The organism is Delftia sp. HK171 (assembly GCF_001886655.1).
GTDB classification, from domain to species: domain Bacteria; phylum Pseudomonadota; class Gammaproteobacteria; order Burkholderiales; family Burkholderiaceae_C; genus Comamonas; species Comamonas acidovorans.
Genome location: NZ_CP018101.1, coordinates 2717244 through 2737594, shown reverse-complemented (window position 1 = coordinate 2737594; position 20351 = coordinate 2717244). Strand labels below are relative to the sequence as shown.

The following is a 20351-nucleotide window of genomic DNA, read 5'->3' as shown; positions in this document are numbered from 1 at the left end:
AACTCTCATGACCATCGAAACCCGAATCGTTGCACTTGCGCAAGCCATCGGCGCCGACGTAAAGGCTTTGCGCTGCGCGCAGGGCAATCTGTGCCTGCTGCCCACAGCGGCAAAGAACAATCTTGTAGCAGCCATTGCCGAACTGCATGGCATGGTTACAACGGGCGGCGTTGTCATTGACGACAGCGTCGGTAACGGCGACACCACAGTCACCTGGTCTGCAGACAAGATCTTCGACAGCATCGAGACAGCCATGCAGGCCTTGAAGAGCGAACTGGTCGATGGTGCCGGAGCCGCCTTGACCACCCTCAAGGAGCTATCCGATGCACTGGGCACCGACCCCAATCTGGCTGCGACGCTGCTGGCCAGCCTTGCGAATCGCGTGCGTTTCGACGAAGCACAGGCGCTGACCAATGCGCAAAAGCTGACCGCCCGGAACAACATCGGTGCGGCAGCCGCAACCGATCTGGTCGCGCTGGCCGCAGCAATGGGCAATACGGACCACAACTACGCTGCCGCATACGGCGCGGCCAAATGCGGATGCCAATGTGGCAGCAACGGCAACGGCAACGGCAACGGCAACGGCAACGGCACGACGCTGCCACGCCAAAACCTGCTCTACAACGCAAGCTTCCAACTGAATCAGCGTGTCGCGGCAGCTGGCAGCTTCGCAGCTGGCGCATACACACTGGATCGCTGGAAGGCCGGTGCCAGCGGCTGCACACTGGCTTTCGCCTCGGACGCAGCACCCAAATCCGTGGAGATCACCGCAGGCAGCCTGCTGCAGATTCTCCCGACAGAGGACCTGGTATCCGGCAAGGTCTATACGCTGTCCTGGACAGGCTCGGCACAAGCGCGTATCGGCGAGGGGCTCTACAGCGCTTCGCCCATCACCTTCACCCATGTCGGCGACAACCTGCAGCTTGAATTCACGGGCGGAGTGGTGGCCGAGCCCATGCTCAACCAAGGCTCGCTGGCAGGCCTGTACGAGCCAGAACCGCTGCCCCTGAATTTGCACCGCTGCGCACGCTTCTTCTTCGTCTACAGCGGATCGCGCGGCATCAACCCGTGGGCCGGACTGTTCTTCCTGCGAGCCAACAGCGCCACGGCAGCGTCCTGGCTTGCACCAGCGCCAACGCTCATGCGGGCCAATCCGACCGTGACCGCCACGGGCTCTCTCGCGTTCTCGTTCTCCGGGGTTGCGACGCTGTTCACGCCGGCAAACATCACCTTTACGGCATACAGCCGTGGGCCCAGCTATATCGAGGGTGATGTGTCCGGCTCAGGATTTCCCGCCAACACCATGGGCTTCATGCGCGGCAACGGCAACGTCAACACTGCCACGCCACGCATCCTTTTCGCGGCCGAGCTGTGAGCCTCTATCAACTGCTACCCAATGGGGCATATCGGCGGATATCAGACCAGGCCGCCATTCCTTTGGATCCGGCAAACCGGGACTACCAGGAAGTGCAGGCCTGGCTTGCAGCAGGCGGCCTTCCACTACCGCTGGAAAAGCCTACAGCCCAGGCCATGGCTGCTGCTTTGCGACAAGCCCTGGCCACCGAGTACGCACAGCGCGTGCAGCTCATCGCTGCACCGTACGACGCGTTTGAGCGTGAGAGCTGGTATGTGCAGATCCTGGAGGCCATGGAGCTCCAGGCAACGCCAGATGCTTCCGCGCCCTGGATCACTGCTGCAGCCGCCGCACGCGGAGTGGAACGCCTGGAACTGGCACAACGCATTCGCGCCAAGGACCAGGCCTACCGCCAGGCACACGGCCTGCTGACAGGGAACCGCCAACGCATCGAAACCGCCATCGATACGGCGGGGACGGATCTGACCAGGCTATCCGGGATCGATGTGACCGCGGGCTGGCCAGCCGCTTCAGGCCCCGCCCCCCACTGACGGTACCAGCCACGGCGGCAAAGCGAATGGCCTCCCCGGCCAGCAGCCGCGCCGCCGTGGTCGAGCGCCCGGCTCGCCCACGGGCATCGCGACAAAACGCTCCGATGCCGCCTACCCCAACCTTGATGGAGAGCTCTTGCCATGCTCAAGCCCGCTAGCCTGCGCGACGCGCTCGTCGCTGCCCTGCCCCAGCTGCAACAGTCGCCAGGGAACATCCGTTTCACCATCCAGAGGGGCCGCGTGATCAACACGGGCACGCCGTCCCTTTCCTGGGAATACCGCTACACGCTGAACCTGGTGATTGCGGACTTCACCGGCAGCATCGATGCCGTGACCGTGCCGCTGCTGGTCTGGGCGCGGCGCCACCAGCCCGACCTGTTCGACCATGCCGAAAGGCGCGAGCAGGCGATCCGCTTCGACATTGCGCCTCCTTCCACGGACCCTGCAGCCGCCTCGCAGCCGCAGCAGCTCGCGATCGAGATCGACCTGGTGGAGGCCGTGCTGGCGCGCCCGCGCGAGGGCAGCCCCGGCGCCTTCGACCTGATCTACAAGCCCGAGCCGCCGGGCCAGCTCGACATTGCACAGCGCCAGTTGTGGGAGCTGTTCCTGTTCGACGAGAAGGTGGCCGAGTGGAACTACGACCCGCGCTGAGGCGTGGCCCTGCTCCATGCCGGGCTGCATGTCGGGCTGCATGTGGCGGCGTGTGCCACGCCCGGCACACGGCGACACGCAAGGGCCCGGCCGGCACCATGAACGCCATGGATTCGCCCGTCGCACAAACCGAGAGCCCGTACGAGATCATCCGCCGCCTGGAGGGGCTGATCCGCACGGGCACCATCGCCGCAGTCCGCCATGCGCGCCCTGCGCGCTGCCGCGTCAAGACCGGCAACCTGACCACCAACTGGATTCCCTGGCTGGCCCTGCGCGCCGCAGGCGAGAACGCCAGCGTCTGGTGGCCACCGGCCGTGGGCGAGCAGTGCGTGCTGCTGTCGCCCGGCGGCGACCTGCTGGGCGCCGTGGCGCTGACCGGCATCTACAGCAGCGCCGCAGCCCAGCCCAGCGACCGCGAAGGGGTATGCCACACGCAGTGGAGCCCCACTGATTTCATGGAGCACGACAGCACCACGGGCCGTCTCAACATCAACGTGGCCCATGGCATCACGCTGCGGGTGGGCAACTCGGTGATCAGCATCGACGAGCAAGGCATCAGCCTGCAGGCCGGCGGCGGTTCGGCCACCGTCAATGCGCAAGGCCTGGCCGGCGCGCCCGATGTGACCACCGGCCCCATCAGCCTGCTGCGCCACCGCCACGGTGGCGTCAGGGCGGGCGACGCCATCACGCAGGGACCGCTATGAACCGCCATACAGGCCTCCGCATCGAGGGCATGGAGCATCTGCGCCAGAGCGTGGCCGACATCCTGTCCACGCCCATCGGCTCGCGCGTGATGCGCCGCGACTATGGGTCGCTGGTCCCGGCGCTGCTGGACCAGCCCGACAACAACGCCACCCAGGCACGCCTGCGCGCCGCCGTGGCCAGCGCGCTGATGCGCTGGGAGCCCCGCATCCGCCTGACACGCATCGTGATCGAGCGCGATCCGGCCATACCCGGGCGCGCCGACCTGACGCTGATCGGCACCTTCAACAACACGCGCCGCCCGGCACCGCTGAGCCTGCAGATGCCCATTGCCCGCACCCTTTCATGAAGCAAGACATGACCCCTGCACTGGACGCCCTGCCGCCGCCCGGCGTCGTCGAGACGCTGGATTTCGAGCGCATCCTCGACGCCCACCGCGCCGATCTGCTGGCGCGCCACCCGGAGGCCGCCGAGGTCCTGGCGCTGGAGAGCGAGCCGCTCAACAAGCTGCTGGAGGCGCACGCCTATCGCGAGCTGCTGTACCGGGCGCGCGTCAACGATGCCGCGCGTGCGCACCTGATTGCGTTCGCCCAGGGCTCGGACCTGGATCACAAGGGCGCCTTCTATGACGTGGCCCGACTGCCCGGCGAAAGCGACGAACGCTACCGCCAGCGCATCCTGCTGCGCGTGCGCGCGCTGGCCGGCAGCGGCACGGCCGAGCACTACGAGCACCTGGCCATGACGGCCAGCCCCAATGTGCACAGCGCCATCGCCACCCAGCCCCAGCCCGGCCGCGTGAGCGTGCAGCTGTGGCTGGTCGAGCCCGCCCTGGCCGAAGAGACGCTGGCCATCGTGCTGTCGGCCCTCAATGCGCCAGGCGCGCGGCCGCTGGGCGTACCCGTGTCGGTATCGCTGGCGCGCCCGCACCCCATCGACATCACGGCGCACCTGCTGCGCGAGCCCGGTGCGCCCGTGGACATCGTGGCGCGCCTGCAGGCCGGCCTGGCCGCCCAGATCGCGGCCTACGCGCTGCTGGGCCGCGATGTGCCGCGCTCGTGGATCACCACGCGCCTGCATGTGGACGGCATTGCCCGCGTCACCTACCCCGACGCCCAGGCCCCGGCCGAGCTCACGCCGCTGGCCGCCGACGAATACCCGGTGCTGGGCCGCGTCCAGCTGGTGGACGAGGGCCTGCAGGCATGAGCACCGCCGCCATCGCCCCGACGGCGCCCCGCCGCCATGTGCTGCCGCCCAACGCCACGGCGCTGGAGAAGGCCGTGGACCAGGTCGTCCCGAATTGGGATGGCCTGGCCGGCGCCTTTCCCGCGCCAGCCCATGGCGAGCCTGCGGCCTTTCTGCCCTGGCTGGCGGCCGAATGGGGCATTGCCCAGTTCGACCGCTACTTCGACGATGTGCCCGCCCTCATCGCCAACGGCCTGCCCTGGCTGCGCGAGCGCGGCACGGCCGCGTCCATGCAGCGTGCGCTGGGCTGGCTGGGCTATGACGGCGCGCAGCTCGACGAGGATGGTGCCTGGCTGCACCTGGACCTGGGACGCATCATCGGCGACGCAGAGCTGGCCAGCGTGGCCCATGTGGTGCGCGCCAGCCTGCCGGCGCACGTGCGCTTTTACCGCGTCTTCCACGGCCACGACCTGCGCCCGCTGCGGCTGGACCACGGCCCGGGCCTGGACGCCGGCATGCTGGACAACGACAGCGGCACCTGGATCGATGTGTCGCCGTATGGCGAACCCGTCAAGCTCAGCCAGGGCCTGCCCCGCCGCACCGGCACCGAGGCACCGCCTTCGGACGGCGTGCTCACGGCCCAGCTGTTCCGCGTCACCACCATCGCCACCTATGCCGACCGCATGCTGCTCGATGCCTGGACGCTGGACAGCGAGATCCTGATCGACGCCAGCCTGGGCATCACCGAAGTCAACGCCACCACCACGGGCGAGCCCGCCTACTACGCGCCGCTGCGGCCCATTCCCGCGCAGGCCATGGCCACCCACAGCGCCTGGACGGCGCCCGCTCCGCTGGCCCTGGCCAGCCTGCACCCCTGGGCCAGCACCGAGCGCCCGCACGACAACACCCGTACCTGGACCGGACGCTGGGACAGCACGCCCTGGCGCCGATCCTTCGAAACCCGCACCACCACCACCGAAGAACCCGAGGAACCCTGAACATGGCAGTTCTGCAGCAAGCGGGCCGCATCGCCCTCGCCAAGGCCGTCGCCGCCCAGACCATCCACATCGCCTGGGGCCGCGGCCTGCCCGCCTGGGACGCCGCGCCCGAGCCCGAACCCATCACCGCCAACGCCCTGGTCGACGAAATCGGCCGCCGCCTGGTCACCGAGGTGCGCTTTGCGCGGCCCGACGACAACGGCGAGATCGAGCTGCCCAGCGGCGCGCGCTACAGCGTCAGCGACACACCCACCACCTTCGTCTACCTGCGCGCGGCCTTCGGCTTCGACGATGCCAAGGGCGAGGACGTGCGCGAGATGGGCGTGTTCTTCGGCACCCAGGTCGCCACCGACGTGCCGCCCGGCCAGCGCTGGGTGCTGGCCAGCCAGCTGACCGGCAAGGGCGAGCTGTACACGCTGGAGCGCCGCCCCCGGATCCTGCGCAGCGGCAGCGTGCGCCAGGTCGAAGAAATCATCCTCCCCTTCTGAACGGCACCCCATGAGCCAGACCAAGATCTACGACCGCTTCGACGCCGGCAAGCGCTACGACAGGCTGCAGTTCGCGGCCGACCGCGTGCTGCAATCGGCCGAACTCAACGAGCTGCAGAGCATGCAGCAGCACCGCCTGCGCGGCATCACCGATGTGCTGTTCAAGGAGGGCGACATCGTCCGCGGCTGCCAGTGCATCACCTCCGCCGACACGGGTGCCACCACCATCGAGGCCGGCGCGCTCTACGTGGCCGGCGCCGTGCGCGGCATCACGCCGGGCACGCTCACCGTGGCCACCGTGGGCACGGTCTACGTGGGCGCCTACCTGCAGACCGATACCGTCACCGAGCTGCAGGACCCCGAACTGCTGAACCCCGCCGCCGGCACGCGCGGCTATGGCGAGCCCGGTGCGCTGCGCGAGCGCGTCACCCTGGTCTGGGGTGCGCAGGGCGACGGCACGGCCGGCACGTTCTATCCCGTGTGGACCATCATCGACGGCTCCGTCATGCCCAAGGAGCCGCCGCCCAACATCGACGCCGTCACCCAGGCCCTGGCCCGCTATGACCGCGACAGCGCGGGCGGCACCTACGTGGTGCGCGGCCTGGACGTGATCATGGGCGAGGACCTGGCCACCGGCCAGCAGGTCTACACCGTGCGCGAGGGCGCCGCCCGCGTCAACGGCCATCCGCTGGAACTGGGTGCCAGCCGCCGCCTGGTCTACGAGGCCAAGCCCGACCTGTTCTTCGTGGACAGCGAGCCCCACACCTCGGCCGGCACGGCCGCCCAGCGCATCCGCTTCGACCGCCAGCCCGCTGTCGGCACGCCCCAGGTGCGCGTGCAGGCGCGCAAGACCGTCACGCTCACGCATGGCGGCTTCACGGGCGCGGCCGACCCGCTGCCCGACAACGCCGTGCTGGCCGTGGACAGCGTGGTCCAGGCCGGCACCACCTACGTGCAGGGCACGGACTGGAAGCTGGTCGGCGGCCAGATCGACTGGAGCCCCTCGGGCGCCGAGCCCGTGCCCGGCAGCACCTACCAGGTCACCTACCAATACATGCTCAACGCCACGCCCACAGCTGTGGACTCCACGGGCTTCACCGTGGAAGGCGCGCTCAAGGACACCCTGGTGCTGGTCAGCTACCACTACGCGCTGCGCCGCTACGACCGCCTGGTGCTCAACAGCGAAGGCCAACTGCAATGGGTGCCCGGCGTGCCCGCCGCCTGGTCGCCCAAGGTGCCGGCAGCACCCAGCGGCACCCTGGCCCTGGCCTCGGTCTACCAAAGCTGGGACAGCAACCGCCGCGTGGACCAGGACGCCGTGCGCGTCGTGCCCATGCAGACCCTCAAGGCCTACCAGGACCACATCCAGACCATCTACGCCGACCTGGCCGAGCTGCGGCTGTCGGTGGACGTGTCGGGGCGGCACAGCGGGGTCAAGAAGGGGTTGTTTGCGGATCCGATGCTGGACAACGGCCTGCGCGATGCGGGGCGCAGCCAGAGCGCCCATATCCTGGGCGGACAGCTGCAGCTGCCCATGAACGCCAAGCTGCACCAGATCGGCACCGACATCACCGCTCCCCAGACCACGCCCTACCAGCCTGTGGTCGTGCTCGACCAGTTGGGCCGGACCGGCTCCATGCTGGTCAATCCCTATGGCGCCTTCGATGTGCTGCCCAGCGCAGCCACCCTGACGCCGGCCGTGGACTACTGGACCGATGTGCAGACCCAATGGGCCAACCCCATCATCCTGCGCCTGACGCCCAGCCAGGCGCGTCCTTCGGAAACCGAAAAGCTGCTGTCCGAATCCACCAGGGCACTGGAGAAGCTGCGCCAGATCGATGTGCAGTTCTGGCTGGATTTCCCGGTGGGCGAAACCCTCACCGAGCTGATCTTCGACGGCATTCCCGTCACGCCCCAGCCCCTGACGGGCGGCACGCTCGTGGCCACGGCGCAGGGACTCAAAGGCACGTTCAAGATCCCGGCGGGCGTGCCCTCGGGCACCAAGAGCGTGCACTTCACGGGACGCGCCGGCAGCCATGCCGAAGCCGTCTTCACAGGCCAGGGCCAGTTGCTCGAGCGCAGCGTGGCCAAGATCACAGTCCAGCTCTACGACCCGCTGGCGCAGACCTTCACCCTGGGCACCACGCGCGAGATCTGCGGCACGCGCCTGTGGTTCGCTGCGGCGGGCGACAAGGATGTGCAGGTGCAACTGCGTGAAGTCACCAGCGGCGTGCCTTCGCGCAGCATCCTGGCCGAATGCGTGCTCAAGCCGGCCCAGATCAGCGCCGACATCGCCGCGGCCAAACCCACGCAGGCGCAATGGGCGCCGGTGCTGCTGGAGTCGGGCGTGGAATACGCCATCGTCGTGCTGACCAACGACAACACCACGGCCCTGGCTGTGGCCGAGCTGGGCGGCTGGGACGCCGCACGTGCCCAGTGGGTCACCAGCCAGCCCTACAGCGTGGGCGTGCTGCTGTCCAGCAGCAACGCCAGCACCTGGACACCGCACCAGACACGCGACATGGCATTCGAGCTGCTGGCGACCGAACACACGGCCAACACGCGCACCATCGAGCTGGGCAGCATCGCCGTGCAGGACGCCACCGACCTCATGGTCCAGGCCGGCGCCATGCTGCCCGCGGCCGACGCGCAACTGGTCTTCGCCATGCAGTTGGAGGACGGCACCACGCTCGAGGCCGCCGCAGGCCAGCCCGTGCAATTGGCCAGCCGCTACAGCGGCAACGTGGCCGTGCGCGCCAAGCTCTCTGGCAACACCAACCACGCAGCCCACCTGCTGCCGGGCATGCAGCTGGTGGCCGGCAGCCTGCAGGCCACGGGCGACTACATCAGCCCCGCCATCAACGCCGGCAGCTACGTCACGCTCAACGTGGTGGCCGAGGCCGTGCTGCCGGCCGGCAGCGCCCTGGCCGTGCAGATGCAGGCCGAAGGCAGCAGCGCCTGGACCAACGTGCCCTACCTGAGCACCAGCCCCCAGACCGCAGGCGTGCTGGAGTTGAGCTACCGCCTCACCGGCATCAGTGCCGAGCGCCTGCGTGTCCGCCTGGTCCTCACGGGCAGCCACGGCGCCCGTCCCCAGGTCACCAACTTGCGAGCCATCGTGATATGACATTGCACGACGACAAGACAGCGCAGGGCTGGCCCCTGCCCCACCCTGACAACCGCCTGGAAGACGACGTGCTGCGCCTGCGCCAGGCCGTGCAGGACGTGGACCAGGCGCTGACCGCAGCGCGCCAGCTCATCGACACCAAGGCCAGTTCCCAGGGCGTGCAGGACGCCATGGACGTCGTGGCCCAGCGCATTGAGCAACTGGAGACCGCCGTCCAGTCGCTGAGCACCGGCAAGGTGGCCAGCGTCAACGGCGTGGCCGGCGTCAACGTCAAGCTCAACCCAGAGCACCTTGCGCTGGGCCCGGCCAACGGCGCCACCAGCGAAAGCTTCGGCTACGACGCCCAGGGCCGCATCAGCAGCATCACGCGCAGCGTCAACGGCTTCAGCGCCACCACCGCCGTCAGCTACGACGGCGCCGGCCGCGTCTCCCAGCAGCAGACCAGCTACCGCGGGCGCGTGCGCACGGAAACCTATGCCTACGACACCGCCACGGGGCGAGTGTCGGGGGTCAATGCTACGGAGGTACAGGGATGAGTTTCGATCCCATCACGAATGCAGGCGTCAAGGCGCTGCAGGGTCAGGTCAACACGGTGCAGTCGCAGACGACTGCGCTGACGACGAAGCTGGCGCAGATCGAGAGTACGTTGGCCGGTTTGGGGACGGCCGCTGCGCGCAAGCCGCTCAGGGTAACCATCTACACCTGGGGCGCCGGCACGCATACGTTTCTGCCCGAGAGCAGCTACCAATATGTCTGGTTGATAGGTGCCGGGGGTGCCGGAGCTGTTGGCTACTCGTACTCCAACACAAGAATGCGCATCGGAACGGGTGGAGGTGCTGGCGACGAACTCTATCGGCGAATCACTCTCACAGGAAGTGCGACCTACGAAGTTGGCGCAGGCAGCTCGGGCCGCGGAGGCAATACAAGACTCGGGCTGCTCTCAGTGGACGGGGGGCCTCCAGGCCAGACCGGTGATTTCGACGTTCCGGCCTATCCGACAACGCAATCGACGCGGCGAGGCCATGGCATAACACCCGGCAATGTGGGAGCACAGGCTGGGGGCTCTTCCAGCATGGGAGTTGGGGGCGTCTGCGGCAACAACACCGTCGATGCTACGTATCCCACGGGATACGGCGCAGGAGGAGGCGGAAGCTACCCTACCCGCGCGGCGACCCCTGGTGCTGGTGGCTACATTCGCATCGAGGAGTATTGACCATGGAACGCTATGCAAAAGTCATCGAAGCGGTGGTAGACAACATCGTGCTTTCCGAGACTGATCTACCGGATTGGATCCCGTGTGGCGACGCCTCTCCAGGCTGGCTGCATGACGCCAACACGGGCCTGTTCACCCCCCCGCCCACGACGGTGTCCACTTCTGCCACACGCCACATCACCCCCCTGGCACTGCGCCGCCGATTCACCCTGACCGAACGCTCGGCCATCGAATGGGCTGCCGTGGACCGTGCCGACACCAGCGAGAAACAGCGCAAGGATGCCGCCATGCTGCGCGCCTGCCTGAAGGACCAGGAGCAGGCCGGCTTCATCGACCTGGACGATGCGGACGTAGCCGCCGGCGTGCGGCTTATCGAGGACCTGCAACTGATCGCACCAGGCCGCGCAAGCGAGATCCTCGGGGCACCCGTCCAGCCCGGCGAACGCCCCTGACATCTCCACCTGCAAAAGCCCCGGCACCTATTGGGCGGCCGGGGCTTTTCCGTTTCTGATCTGCACCCCGAACCGGTGCAAAAGCAAGCCTCTGTGCAGCCCTCCCGCACAGCCAAGGTCGCTGGCGCCCATGCCCCTGCCGCGAGAACATCAATGCAACCCGGGCGCAACGCCAGCGGCCTTGCAGGCTGCAGGCGCCAACCCGGCCAGGACAACCAGGCCGCCTTGGCTGCATGAACTTCAGCATGAAACAAACCATCACTGTCGATCCCGCCAACGCCGCAGCTTGCGCAAAGGTGCCTGCATGAGCCTGGATGCCGTCATCAGTGCCGATCTGGTGAAAACGCGGGCGGAGATTGCTGCGCTGGGCAGTGCTGTGGCGGCTGCGCGCAATGAGATTGCAGGGCTGAACACACAGGTAAGCGGCAACAGTGCGATCAAAAGCGTACAGCGATTGAGAGTTCAGCCAATTGCGGACAACACAAGCCGCATCTACCACAGCGATGTAACGATTAGTGCGATCAATCCCCTGAAGTCAATCGTGCTGATCCGCCGCATCTACTCCGGTTCTCGGTTCGACACCATTTTCCTGGATTGCGAAATACTCACCCCGACGCAGCTGCGCTGTAGCTCCTATGCTTACTACGAAGGAAGCTACAACGCAATTTCCGGGCCTCTCATGGACATCCAGGTGGTGGAGTTCAAGTAATGCCCCACCACTACGCCCAGCTCACCCCCGCCGGCGTGGCCTTCGCCATCACCGAAACGCACGCCGAGCTCAACGCTCCCGACCTGCTCCCCCTGCCCCGCTACGACACCTCGGTGCTCGGCCGCCGCTGGACCGGCACGCACTGGGAGGACGTTGCGCAGGCCCTGCCTGAAAGCCTGGCTGCACCCGCTGCAGCCAGCGAACCCGCCTTACGCCACATCACCCCCCACGCCCTTCGCCGCCGCTTCACCGTGGTCGAGCGCACGGCGCTGGAGTGGGCCGTGGTGGACCGCGCCGAGGCGGGCGAGGCCGACCGGCTCAACGCGGCCACGCTGCGCTCGCTGCTCAAGGACATCGAGCAGGCGCGGCAACTCGATCTTGACGACCCCGAACTGGCCGACAGCCTGCGCCAGTTCGAGGCCTTCGGACTCATCGCCGCGGGGCGTGCCCAGGAAATCCTGGACGGCCCCGTACAAGCCCACGAACAGCCGTGACCACCCCTTTTTGACGACAGCCCCACGGCCCAACCACCCCCCAACCCGGAGAACACCATGGCGACAGCCCCGTTCCATCATGGCATTCGCGTCACGGAAGTGAGCGAAGGCATCAATTCCATCCGCATCGTGTCCACGGCCGTGATCGGCCTTGTGGCCACGGCCAGCGACGCCGATGCGGCCACTTTCCCGCTGAACCGCCCGGTGCTGGTCACCAAGGTCGATGCGGCCATCGGCAAGGCCGGCACCAAGGGCACGCTGGCCCAGGCGCTGAACGCCATCAAGGAGCAGTGCCGCCCGGTGCTGGTCGTCGTGCGCGTGGCCGATGGCGAAGGCGCCACCGAGGCCGAGCGCCGCACCGACCAGGATGCCAAGGTCATCGGCACCACCGCCGGCAACCAGTACACGGGCCTGCAGGCGCTGCTGGCGGCCCAGGCACAGCTCGGCGTCAAGCCGCGCATTCTGGGCGCGCCGGGCCTGGACAGCCAGGCCGTGACCGACGCGCTGGCGTCCGTGGCCATCAAGCTGCGCGGCTTTGCGTATGCAGCGGCCATCGGCAACGATGTGGCCGAGGCCCAGGCCTACCGCGAGCACTTCGGCCAGCGCGAGCTGATGCTGCTGTGGCCCGGCTTCAAGGCGCTGGACCTGTCCACCGCCGCCGTGCAGGACGCCTCGCCCGTGGCCTACGCCCTGGGCCTGCGCGCGCGCATCGACCAGGAGCAGGGCTGGCACAAGACGCTGTCCAACGTGCCGTTGTCCGGCGTGCTGGGCATCTCGCGCGATGTGCACTGGGACCTGCAAAGCCCCGATACCGAGGCCGGCATCCTCAACCAGGCCGGCATCACCACGCTGATCCAGAGCCAGGGCCACCGCTTCTGGGGCTCGCGCACCTGCACGGACAGCGAGCTGTTCCGCTTCGAGTCCAGCGTGCGCACCGCGCAGGTGCTGGCCGACACCATGGCCGAGGCGCATTTCTGGGCCGTGGACAAGCCCATGCACCCCAGCCTGGTCAAGGACATCCTGGAAGGCATCAACACCAAGTTCCGCGAGTTGAAGGCCCTGGGCTACATCCTGGACGGCAAGGCCTGGTACGACGAAACGGTCAACGAGACCGCCACGCTCAAGGCCGGCAAGCTGGTGCTGGACTACGACTACACGCCTGTGCCTCCGCTGGAGGACCTGGGCTTTCGCCAGCGCATCACCGACCGCTACTTCGCCGACTTCGCCCTGCGCGTGGGCACCGGCCAGTAAGCGGCGGCCGCATCCGACACACCCAATACACCGAACACACCGGATACACAGGAGAAAAGCACCATGGGACTGCCCCGCTCTCTCAAGAATTTCGCCACCTTCGTGGATGGCAACTCGTACATCGGCGACATGCCCGAAGTGGGCTTGCCCAAGCTCACCCGCAAGATGGAGAAGTACCGCGCCGGCGGCATGAACGGCGAGGTCAGCCTGGACTTCGGCATGGAGGCCATCGAGGCCGACCTGACCGCTGCCGGCTACATGAAGGAGTTGATCTCCACCTGGGGCACGCTGCGCCACGACGGCGTGCTGCTGCGCTTCGCCGGCGCCCTGCAGGGCGATGACAGCGAAGGCGTGGACTCGCTGGAAGTGGTCATGCGTGGCCGCTTCTCGGAGTTCGACCCCGGCAAGGCCAAGGCCGGCGACAAGACCGAGATCAAGTACAAGCTGGCCGTCAGCTACTACCGCCTGTCCATCAACGGCCAGGTGCTGATCGAGATCGACCCGGTCAACTTCGTCGAAGTCGTCAACGGCATCGACCGCCTGGCCCAGGTCCGCGCCGCGCTGGGCATCTGAGCCTGGCTCAACTGACCGGGCCGGCCGGCCCGGTCCTCCTCTTTTCTTCACCCGAACGCTGACACACCATGGACACCACCAAGCCCCAGGAAGACCTCCAGAACCAGGCTGCCGCCAACGCGGCCGCCCTCGCATCGGGCGATGCGCGCGAGATCACGCTCGACGTGCCGCTCAAGCGCCCCGGCGGCGACCTGGCCCGGGTGCTGGTGCGCCGCCCCAATGCCGGCGCGCTGCGCGGCCTGTCGCTGGTCGAGCTGCTGCACATGAACGTGACCGCGCTGCAGACCCTGCTGCCGCGCGTGACCGAGCCCATGCTGCACAAGGCCGAGGTGCTGCAGCTGGACCCCGCCGACCTGGTGACCCTGGGTACGGAGGTGGCCTCTTTTTTGGTGCCGAAGGCGCAGAGGGAGCAATTCCCGAGCGCGTAGAGGACGCCATGGCCGACCTGGCCATGGTCTTCCACTGGCGGCCGGCGGACATGGAGGACATGTCGCTGGCCGAACTCGGCCAATGGCATGAACGGGCGCGCGAGCGCTACGAAAGCCAGGACTGAGCCAGGACTGAGCACCACCCCCCACTCCATCGCCCGCCTCTCGCCCCTCTCTTGCACGCCCCTTGCCCATGACCTCCACCCAACGCCAACACCGCACCGGCCAGGGAGCCCTCCATGGCCGTTGACACCCTGCGCCTGGACGAGGTGCTCAAGCAGGCCGAGCGCGTGCACCAGCCCCTGGCGCTGCTGGGAAGAACCAGCAGCAACACGGCCCGGGAACTCAAGGAAACGGTCGACCAGTTGAAGAAGCTGCAGCAGCAGCAAACCCAGCTGGGCGACTACCGCGCGCTGCGCAGCGGCCTGGCCGACACCACGGCGCGGCTGCGCGGAGCGCGCCAGCAGATGGCCCAGCTGCGGCTGGAATCGGGCGCGGGCGAGCAGCCCTCGCGCGCCATGCTGCGCGCGCTGCGTTCGGCCCAGGTCGAGGAAGAGCGCCTGGCGCTGCTGCGCGCCACGCAGCGATCGCGCCTGATGGACATGCGCGAAGGCCTGCGCGGCGCGGGCGTGGACACGGGCAACCTGTCGGCGCACGAGCGCAAGCTGCACAACGACATCCGCGCCACCACGGCCCAGATGGAAAAGCAGCGCAAGGTGGTGGCACCGGCCGCCCAGCGGCTGGAGAGGATCGACGCCCTGCGCGAGCAGAGCAAGACCCTGGCCGATCGCGGCCAGGCGCTGCGCGAGACGGGCGGCAAGATGCTGGCGCCCGTGCGCGCCGTGAGCCAGGCCTTCATGACCGACGACCAGGCCGCCGCGCAGCTGCGCGCCACCATGGCGGGCAGCAACGGCAAGCCGGGCGCCGAATACCAGCAGGTGCTGGACTTGGCCAAGAGCCTGGGCACCGACATGCCCGGCAGCACGGCCGACTACATCGCGATGATGAACCAGCTGCAGCGCCAGGGCGTGTCCTCGCAGGATGTGCTGGGCGGCGTGGCCCGGCAGGCGGCCAACCTGGGCGCCGTGCTGCAGATGCCGACCAAGGAGGCTGCCACGCTCGCGGCGCAGCTGCAGCAGGCCACTCGGGCCGGCGCAGGCGACATGGCCGCATTGGCCGATACGGTGCAGCGCGCCGCCCACCTGAACCTGGACCCCGACGAAATGGTCAAGGGTCTGGATGCCATCGGCAAGGCCCTGCCGCAGCTGGGACAGCAGGGCGCAAGGTCGGGACAGATGTTTGCGCCGCTGCTGCTCATGCTCAACGATGCCAGCATCAGCGGCAAGGCTGCCGGCACCGCCGTGGGCAACCTGGTCAAGAACTCCATGGACCCGGCCAGACTGGGCCAGGTCAACAAGATGCTCGCGGGCCAGGGCGTGTCGCTGGACTTCAAGGACGCCAGCGGCCAGTTCGGCGGCACCGAGCAGATGATGGCCCAGCTGCAAAAGCTGCAGAGCCTGGGCAGCGACAAGCTGCGCGCCGCTGCGCTGGACAAGCTGGCGGGCGGCGATGCGCAGACGCGCAAGGCCCTGGAGGCGTTGCTCCAGCAGGGCCCGGGCGGCTACCAGCAGATCGCCTCCCAGCTCAAGTCACAGGCGGATATGGATGGGCGCGTGGCCATCCTGAAGGACTCGGTCTCGGCCCAATACGAGTCCGTCAAGGACAGCTACAACGGCCTGTTGAGCGACATGGGCTCGACCATCGAGTCCGACCTCAAGGCCGTGCTGGGCACGCTGCGCGAGATGACCGAAGGCATGCGCGCCTGGGTCAAGGAGCATCCCCAGATCGTGCAGTGGACGCTGCGCATCGTGGCCGTGCTGGGCCTGCTGGTCGCAGGCGTCGGCGTGGTGAGCAGCGTGCTGTTCGGCCTGCTGGCGCCGCTGCTGCTCACGCGCACCGTGTTCGGCCTGCTGGGCGCGGCCATGGGCGCAGGCAGCGGCGCCTTGGGCGTGCTCAGGCGCGGCCTGGCGGCCGTGGTCCTGTCGCTGGGCATGATGGGCGGCGGCGGCAGTGCCATGGTCCTGCTGTCGGGCGGCATGCGCATGGCCAGCAGCGCCGTGGGCGTGCTCCGGCGCGGCGTGGGCGCCGTGGTCCTGTCCCTGGGCATGATGGGCGGCGGTGGCGGAGCCATGGGCCTGCTGTCGGGCGGCATGCGCATGGCCAGCAACGCTGCGGGCGTGCTCAGGCGCGGGCTGGGCGCCGTGGTCCTGTCGCTGGCCATGATGGGCCGCGGCGCTGCCATGGGCAGCATAGGCACCGCCCTGGCCGGCGCGGGCCGCGCTGCAGGCCGCATCTTCGGCGGCGGGGCAGGCGCAGCCAAAGGCGTGGCCGGCAAGGGCCGTGCGGGCGCCGTCATGGGCCTGCTGGGCGCCGGCCTGGGTGCCGCAGGTGCCGTCGGCGGTGGTCTGGGCGGTAGTCTGGGTGGTGCAGCCGCATCGCTGATGGGCCTGGTGCGCATGACACCCATGGGCCGGCTCGCAGGCGGCCTGATGGGCGCGGGCGGCTCGATCATGCAGAACTGGGATGGCCTGTCCACCGCCGTCAAGGCCGGCGACTGGAAGGGCGTCGGCGGCACGCTGCTGGACGCCGGCAAGGCCGGCCTCGATGGCGCCACGGGCGGCCTGTTCGGCGTGGTCTCTGACCTGGCCGGCAAGGGCATCAGCGGCCTGGCCTCGTCGGTGGGCTCATGGTTCAAATCCGGCGATGCGTCAGCACCCGACCAGGGCCGCGCCGGCGCACTGCGCCAGGGTGTTGCGGCCGCAGCCACGGCGGCCACGCTGGCCACGGGCGCCATGCCGGCCATGGCCGACACGGGCGCCGTGCGCATCGACAGCCGCCCGCCGCTGGCCAGCGCCGCTGCACCCGCGTCGGCACCGGCCCCGGTGGCCGGCGCCACCATCCACATCACCGTCAACGCTGCGCCCGGCCAGGACGCGCAGGCCATTGCCCGCGCCGTGGCCGCCGAGCTGGACCGCCGCGACATGGCCAAGCGCTCCAGCGTGCTGTCGCAGCTGTCGGACATCGACTGAGGAGCATGAGCATGCTGATCACACTGGGCCAGTTTTCCTTCGGCATCGACACACTGGCATTCGACAAGCTGGTGCGCAGCAGCACCTGGCGCCACCCGAGCAACAGCCGCGTGGGCGCGCGCCCCGCCCGCCAGTCGCTGGGCCCCGGCGATGAAACGCTGGGCCTGACCGGCGTGCTCGCACCCGAGTTCCGGGGCACGGCCAAGTCGCTGGACGACCTGCGCGAAATGGCCGACCAGGGCAAGGCATGGGCCCTGGTGGGCGGCGAAAGCATCCTGGGCGCCTGGGTCATCGAGAGCCTGCAGCAGACCGGCACGCACTACACACCGGGCGGCAAGCCGCGCCGCATCGAGTTCGATCTCAAGCTGGCCCGCGTGGACGACCACCTGGCCGAAGGCAGCGGCGGCGTCGATCCCTGGCCCGATGAAGACTTCTGGGAATGGTGGATCTGATGGCCACGCAGGAATACTTGCACGCCAAGCCCCAGTACGAAATCGTCCTGGACGGGCGCGACATCACCAGCAGCGTGAACACGCGGCTGATGAACCTGACGCTGTCCGAATCGCGCGGCGAAGAGGCCGACAAGCTGGACATCACGCTGGACGACAGCGATGGGCGCCTGCCCATGCCGGGCAAGGGATCCAAGATCGCGCTGAAGCTGGGCTGGGCCGGACATGGCCTGGTCGACAAGGGCACCTACGAGGTGGACGAGGTGGAGCACCAGGGCGCGCCCGACAGGATCGTGGTGCATGCGCGCTCGGCCGAACTCAAGCGCCAGCTGCGCACGCGCTCCGAGCACAGCTACCACAACAGCACGCTGGGCCAGATCGTGCGCAGCATCGCCCAGCGCAACGGCCTGCAGGTGCGCGTGGACGCGCAGTTCGAGAACCTGCGCGTGGACCACATCGACCAGACCCACGAAAGCGATCTGAACTTCTGCAGCCGCCTGGCGCGGCAGTATGACGCCGTGTGCACGGTCAAGAAGGGCAAGCTGGCCTTCATCGCCATCGACAGCAAGATCACCGCTGCCGGCCAGGCCGTGGAGGCCGCCACGCTCACGCGCGCCGTGGGCGACAGCCACAACTACCACACGGCCGCACGCAACGACTACAGCGGCGTGCGCGCGTACTGGAACGACGCGGATCGTGCCGAGAAACGCAGCGCCACGCAGGGCGCCGAGGACAACGAAAAGCGCCTGAAGGACACCTACGGCAGCGAGGCCGAGGCGCAGGCCGCCGCCAAGGCCGAGATGGGCCGCATCAACCGCGCCAAGGCCACCATGGGCCTGAAGCTGGCGCTGGCGCGGCCCGACCTGATGCCGCAGACGCCGCTGAAGCTGCAGGGGTTCAAGGCGGAGATCGATGACACGCCATGGCTGGTCGTCAAGATCCAGCACGAGCTGGGCGACGGCGGCTTCACCTCCAAGCTGACGCTGGAGACGCGCGCCAAGTGAGCGAGAGGTAGGCCGTAGAACGCGTCCTGGAGCGGCCGGCGCAGGCCGTTCAGCGCGCGGCCAGGGTCGCCACGGCCATGATGGCGGCGCGGCCCGAATCGTCGGCCCGGCCATAGCAATCGAGCAGCTCGCGCTCGTCGGGCGCCAGGGTCTGGACCGATGCGTTCGCATGCTGGCCCGTGACCACATACAGGACATCCACGCCCAGGCCCGCCATCACGGCCAGGGCGGCCGCATTGGGCGATTGCTCGCCCTTCTCCCAGGTGGCCAGGGTGCCGCGCGAGACGTCGCAGGCGTCAGCCATGGCGAGCTGCGCCACGTCCAGACGCAGACGCTCTTGCCTCAGCCTTTCACCGATGTGATCGAAATTTCTTCTATTCATCAATTGACATGCTCGAAATTTCGAGCAATGATGCAGTCAGCGTGTAACCAAACCATCCAAACCATCCCAAATACTACATGACAGCCATGCACTCCCCCAGAGCCGTGCCCGGTATCCCTGCGGATCCGGTGCTTCATGACAGGCCCGTGCCGCTGCGCATGACGGCATCCGAACGCGAACGCCACGCCCGCTATGCCAGCCGTGAAAGCCGCAGCGCCTCCAACTTCGCGCTGAAGCTGTACCGCATGGGCATGCAGCAGTACGAGCAGCAGATGCCGCCGCTGCCCCAGGCCGATCAGGCGCGATAGCCACCCGCGCCGACCTGTTCACCGCCTTGTCTTCGATCCCAACTGCCCCCAGGAGCCTGCCATGCGCATGATGTGCCCCCACTGCAACGAACACGCCTACACCCGCACCAGCCTGCAGCTGACCAGCACCAGCCGCGAGACCATCTTCCAGTGCCGCAACTTCGAGTGCGGCCATGTGTTCTCGGCGGTCACCGAGATCAACCGCACCATCAGCCCCAGCGCCATCCCCAACCCCATGGTGATCCTGCCGATGAGCACGCACATCAAGCGCAAGCTGCTGCAGACCCAGCTGGACGCCATGCCGTCCTCGCAATACGAAGGCGCAGCGCACCGCGCAGCCCAGGCGGCCGAATCCGCCCAATCCAGCGAAGGCGTGCGCAGCTAGCGCGGCCGGGGCGCCTTCGCCGCTCCTGACGGCGCCCCACCCGGCGCGCGGGCAGCCCGCCTGCACCGCCGCCACCCCACCCCCTTTCCCGCAATCTGCGGAGCCTGCATGAAGGCCCTGCGGGATGCGCTCACCCTGAAACGACCTGGACAGACCATGAAGCTCGGCGACCTGCGCCTTTCCGATCTGATGCGACTGCTGCGGGCAGACGATGCGCCCGCGCCCGAATACCGGCCCGAGGACCCGCCCGCGCTGCCCGAGGCCTACCAGCGCCTGAGCGTCCAGGACTGCCGCATCCGCCTGCGCGAGCTGCAGCGCGAGGCCGCGCAGCGCTGCGCCAACGGCCGCTGCGGCAGCGCCGAAAGCCGCGAATGGGCGGGCCTGGCCAGCCACTACCGCATGGCCCTGGTGCTGCTGGCGGGCATAGACGGCGAGATCGAGGAGCTGGCCCTGCGCGACTGGCGCGAAATGCCGCCGCCCGAGCGCGACGCCATCCGCCGCCAGATCCGAGCGCTGCGCACCTGCCTGCTGCCGCTGCGCGCGCTGGCCCTGAGGACCTGA

At 68.4% G+C, this 20351-nt stretch carries 25 protein-coding genes; 24 read left to right on the top strand and 1 reads right to left on the bottom strand.

Going from position 1 to position 20351, the window contains the following annotated elements; genetic code table 11:
• Positions 1-7: 7 nt before the first annotated feature.
• The 21 genes from BO996_RS29415 to BO996_RS12295 all read left to right on the top strand — a co-directional run bounded on the left by BO996_RS29415 (position 8) and on the right by BO996_RS12295 (position 18715).
• Positions 8-1375 carry a hypothetical protein gene (locus BO996_RS29415; RefSeq protein WP_071954885.1) on the top strand — a complete coding sequence of 456 codons (1368 nt, stop codon included), beginning with the start codon at positions 8-10 and terminating at the stop codon, positions 1373-1375.
• Complete coding sequence (locus tag BO996_RS29680; protein ID WP_071954884.1) at positions 1372-1905, top strand: hypothetical protein; 534 nt, start codon at positions 1372-1374, stop codon at positions 1903-1905. Before BO996_RS29415 ends, BO996_RS29680 begins: the two co-directional genes overlap by 4 nt.
• 141 nt (positions 1906-2046) lie before the next feature.
• Complete coding sequence (locus BO996_RS12380) at positions 2047-2556, top strand: phage tail protein (protein ID WP_071954883.1); 510 nt, start codon at positions 2047-2049, stop codon at positions 2554-2556.
• 107 nt (positions 2557-2663) lie between these two features.
• Positions 2664-3260 (top strand): phage baseplate assembly protein V, encoded by a 597-nt coding sequence (locus tag BO996_RS12375; RefSeq protein WP_202396721.1) that lies wholly within the window; start codon positions 2664-2666, stop codon positions 3258-3260.
• Positions 3257-3607: a GPW/gp25 family protein gene (locus BO996_RS12370; protein WP_071954882.1), complete on the top strand. Its 351-nt coding sequence runs from the start codon at positions 3257-3259 to the stop codon at positions 3605-3607. The genes BO996_RS12375 and BO996_RS12370 overlap by 4 nt, the downstream gene beginning before the upstream one ends.
• An 8-nt stretch (positions 3608-3615) precedes the next feature.
• Positions 3616-4461, top strand: a complete 846-nt coding sequence (locus BO996_RS12365; protein WP_232240524.1) for a baseplate assembly protein — start codon at positions 3616-3618, stop codon at positions 4459-4461.
• The gene (locus BO996_RS12360) at positions 4458-5438 is read left to right on the top strand and encodes a phage tail protein (RefSeq protein WP_071954880.1); all 981 of its coding nucleotides are present in this window, start codon (positions 4458-4460) and stop codon (positions 5436-5438) included. The genes BO996_RS12365 and BO996_RS12360 overlap by 4 nt, the downstream gene beginning before the upstream one ends.
• Before the next feature lie 2 nt (positions 5439-5440).
• The gene (locus tag BO996_RS12355) at positions 5441-5926 is read left to right on the top strand and encodes a hypothetical protein (protein ID WP_012204516.1); all 486 of its coding nucleotides are present in this window, start codon (positions 5441-5443) and stop codon (positions 5924-5926) included.
• 10 nt (positions 5927-5936) lie between these two features.
• Positions 5937-9053 carry a DUF4815 domain-containing protein gene (locus tag BO996_RS12350; protein ID WP_071954879.1) on the top strand — a complete coding sequence of 1039 codons (3117 nt, stop codon included), beginning with the start codon at positions 5937-5939 and terminating at the stop codon, positions 9051-9053.
• Entirely contained in the window at positions 9050-9589 is a 540-nt protein-coding gene (locus BO996_RS12345) for a hypothetical protein (protein WP_071954878.1), read from the top strand. Before BO996_RS12350 ends, BO996_RS12345 begins: the two co-directional genes overlap by 4 nt.
• On the top strand, positions 9586-10266 hold the full coding sequence (locus BO996_RS28750) for a hypothetical protein (protein WP_083571146.1): 681 nt from the start codon (positions 9586-9588) through the stop codon (positions 10264-10266). Before BO996_RS12345 ends, BO996_RS28750 begins: the two co-directional genes overlap by 4 nt.
• 2 nt (positions 10267-10268) lie before the next feature.
• Positions 10269-10718: a hypothetical protein gene (locus tag BO996_RS29405; RefSeq protein ID WP_198041282.1), complete on the top strand. Its 450-nt coding sequence runs from the start codon at positions 10269-10271 to the stop codon at positions 10716-10718.
• Positions 10719-11022: 304 nt separating this feature from the next.
• Entirely contained in the window at positions 11023-11427 is a 405-nt protein-coding gene (locus tag BO996_RS12335) for a hypothetical protein (RefSeq protein WP_071954877.1), read from the top strand.
• Positions 11427-11921: a hypothetical protein gene (locus tag BO996_RS12330; RefSeq protein ID WP_071954876.1), complete on the top strand. Its 495-nt coding sequence runs from the start codon at positions 11427-11429 to the stop codon at positions 11919-11921. Before BO996_RS12335 ends, BO996_RS12330 begins: the two co-directional genes overlap by 1 nt.
• Positions 11922-11978: 57 nt before the next feature.
• Entirely contained in the window at positions 11979-13172 is a 1194-nt protein-coding gene (locus BO996_RS12325) for a phage tail sheath subtilisin-like domain-containing protein (protein ID WP_016450710.1), read from the top strand.
• A gap of 63 nt (positions 13173-13235) precedes the next feature.
• Positions 13236-13745 (top strand): phage major tail tube protein, encoded by a 510-nt coding sequence (locus tag BO996_RS12320; RefSeq protein WP_012204508.1) that lies wholly within the window; start codon positions 13236-13238, stop codon positions 13743-13745.
• Positions 13746-13813: 68 nt separating this feature from the next.
• On the top strand, positions 13814-14173 hold the full coding sequence (locus BO996_RS12315; protein WP_012204507.1) for a phage tail assembly protein: 360 nt from the start codon (positions 13814-13816) through the stop codon (positions 14171-14173).
• Between the two features lie 8 nt (positions 14174-14181).
• The gene (locus BO996_RS12310) at positions 14182-14298 is read left to right on the top strand and encodes a GpE family phage tail protein (protein ID WP_012204506.1); all 117 of its coding nucleotides are present in this window, start codon (positions 14182-14184) and stop codon (positions 14296-14298) included.
• Positions 14299-14412: 114 nt separating this feature from the next.
• Entirely contained in the window at positions 14413-17262 is a 2850-nt protein-coding gene (locus BO996_RS12305; protein WP_071954875.1) for a phage tail tape measure protein, read from the top strand.
• 11 nt (positions 17263-17273) lie between these two features.
• On the top strand, positions 17274-17714 hold the full coding sequence (locus BO996_RS12300) for a phage tail protein (RefSeq protein ID WP_071954874.1): 441 nt from the start codon (positions 17274-17276) through the stop codon (positions 17712-17714).
• Positions 17702-18715 carry a contractile injection system protein, VgrG/Pvc8 family gene (locus BO996_RS12295; RefSeq protein ID WP_083571145.1) on the top strand — a complete coding sequence of 338 codons (1014 nt, stop codon included), beginning with the start codon at positions 17702-17704 and terminating at the stop codon, positions 18713-18715. The genes BO996_RS12300 and BO996_RS12295 overlap by 13 nt, the downstream gene beginning before the upstream one ends.
• A 49-nt stretch (positions 18716-18764) precedes the next feature.
• Here the strand turns inward: BO996_RS12295 and BO996_RS12290 are convergent, their stop codons facing one another.
• Complete coding sequence (locus BO996_RS12290; RefSeq protein ID WP_232240523.1) at positions 18765-19019, bottom strand: helix-turn-helix domain-containing protein; 255 nt, start codon at positions 19017-19019, stop codon at positions 18765-18767.
• 164 nt (positions 19020-19183) lie between these two features.
• On the opposite strand from BO996_RS12290, the gene BO996_RS12285 reads away from it, so the two are divergent.
• The 3 genes from BO996_RS12285 to BO996_RS12275 all read left to right on the top strand — a co-directional run bounded on the left by BO996_RS12285 (position 19184) and on the right by BO996_RS12275 (position 20351).
• Positions 19184-19405, top strand: a complete 222-nt coding sequence (locus BO996_RS12285) for a hypothetical protein (RefSeq protein WP_224986487.1) — start codon at positions 19184-19186, stop codon at positions 19403-19405.
• Between the two features lie 61 nt (positions 19406-19466).
• The gene (locus tag BO996_RS12280) at positions 19467-19790 is read left to right on the top strand and encodes an ogr/Delta-like zinc finger family protein (RefSeq protein WP_071954873.1); all 324 of its coding nucleotides are present in this window, start codon (positions 19467-19469) and stop codon (positions 19788-19790) included.
• A 156-nt stretch (positions 19791-19946) separates the two neighbouring features.
• On the top strand, positions 19947-20351 hold the full coding sequence (locus BO996_RS12275) for a hypothetical protein (RefSeq protein ID WP_232240522.1): 405 nt from the start codon (positions 19947-19949) through the stop codon (positions 20349-20351).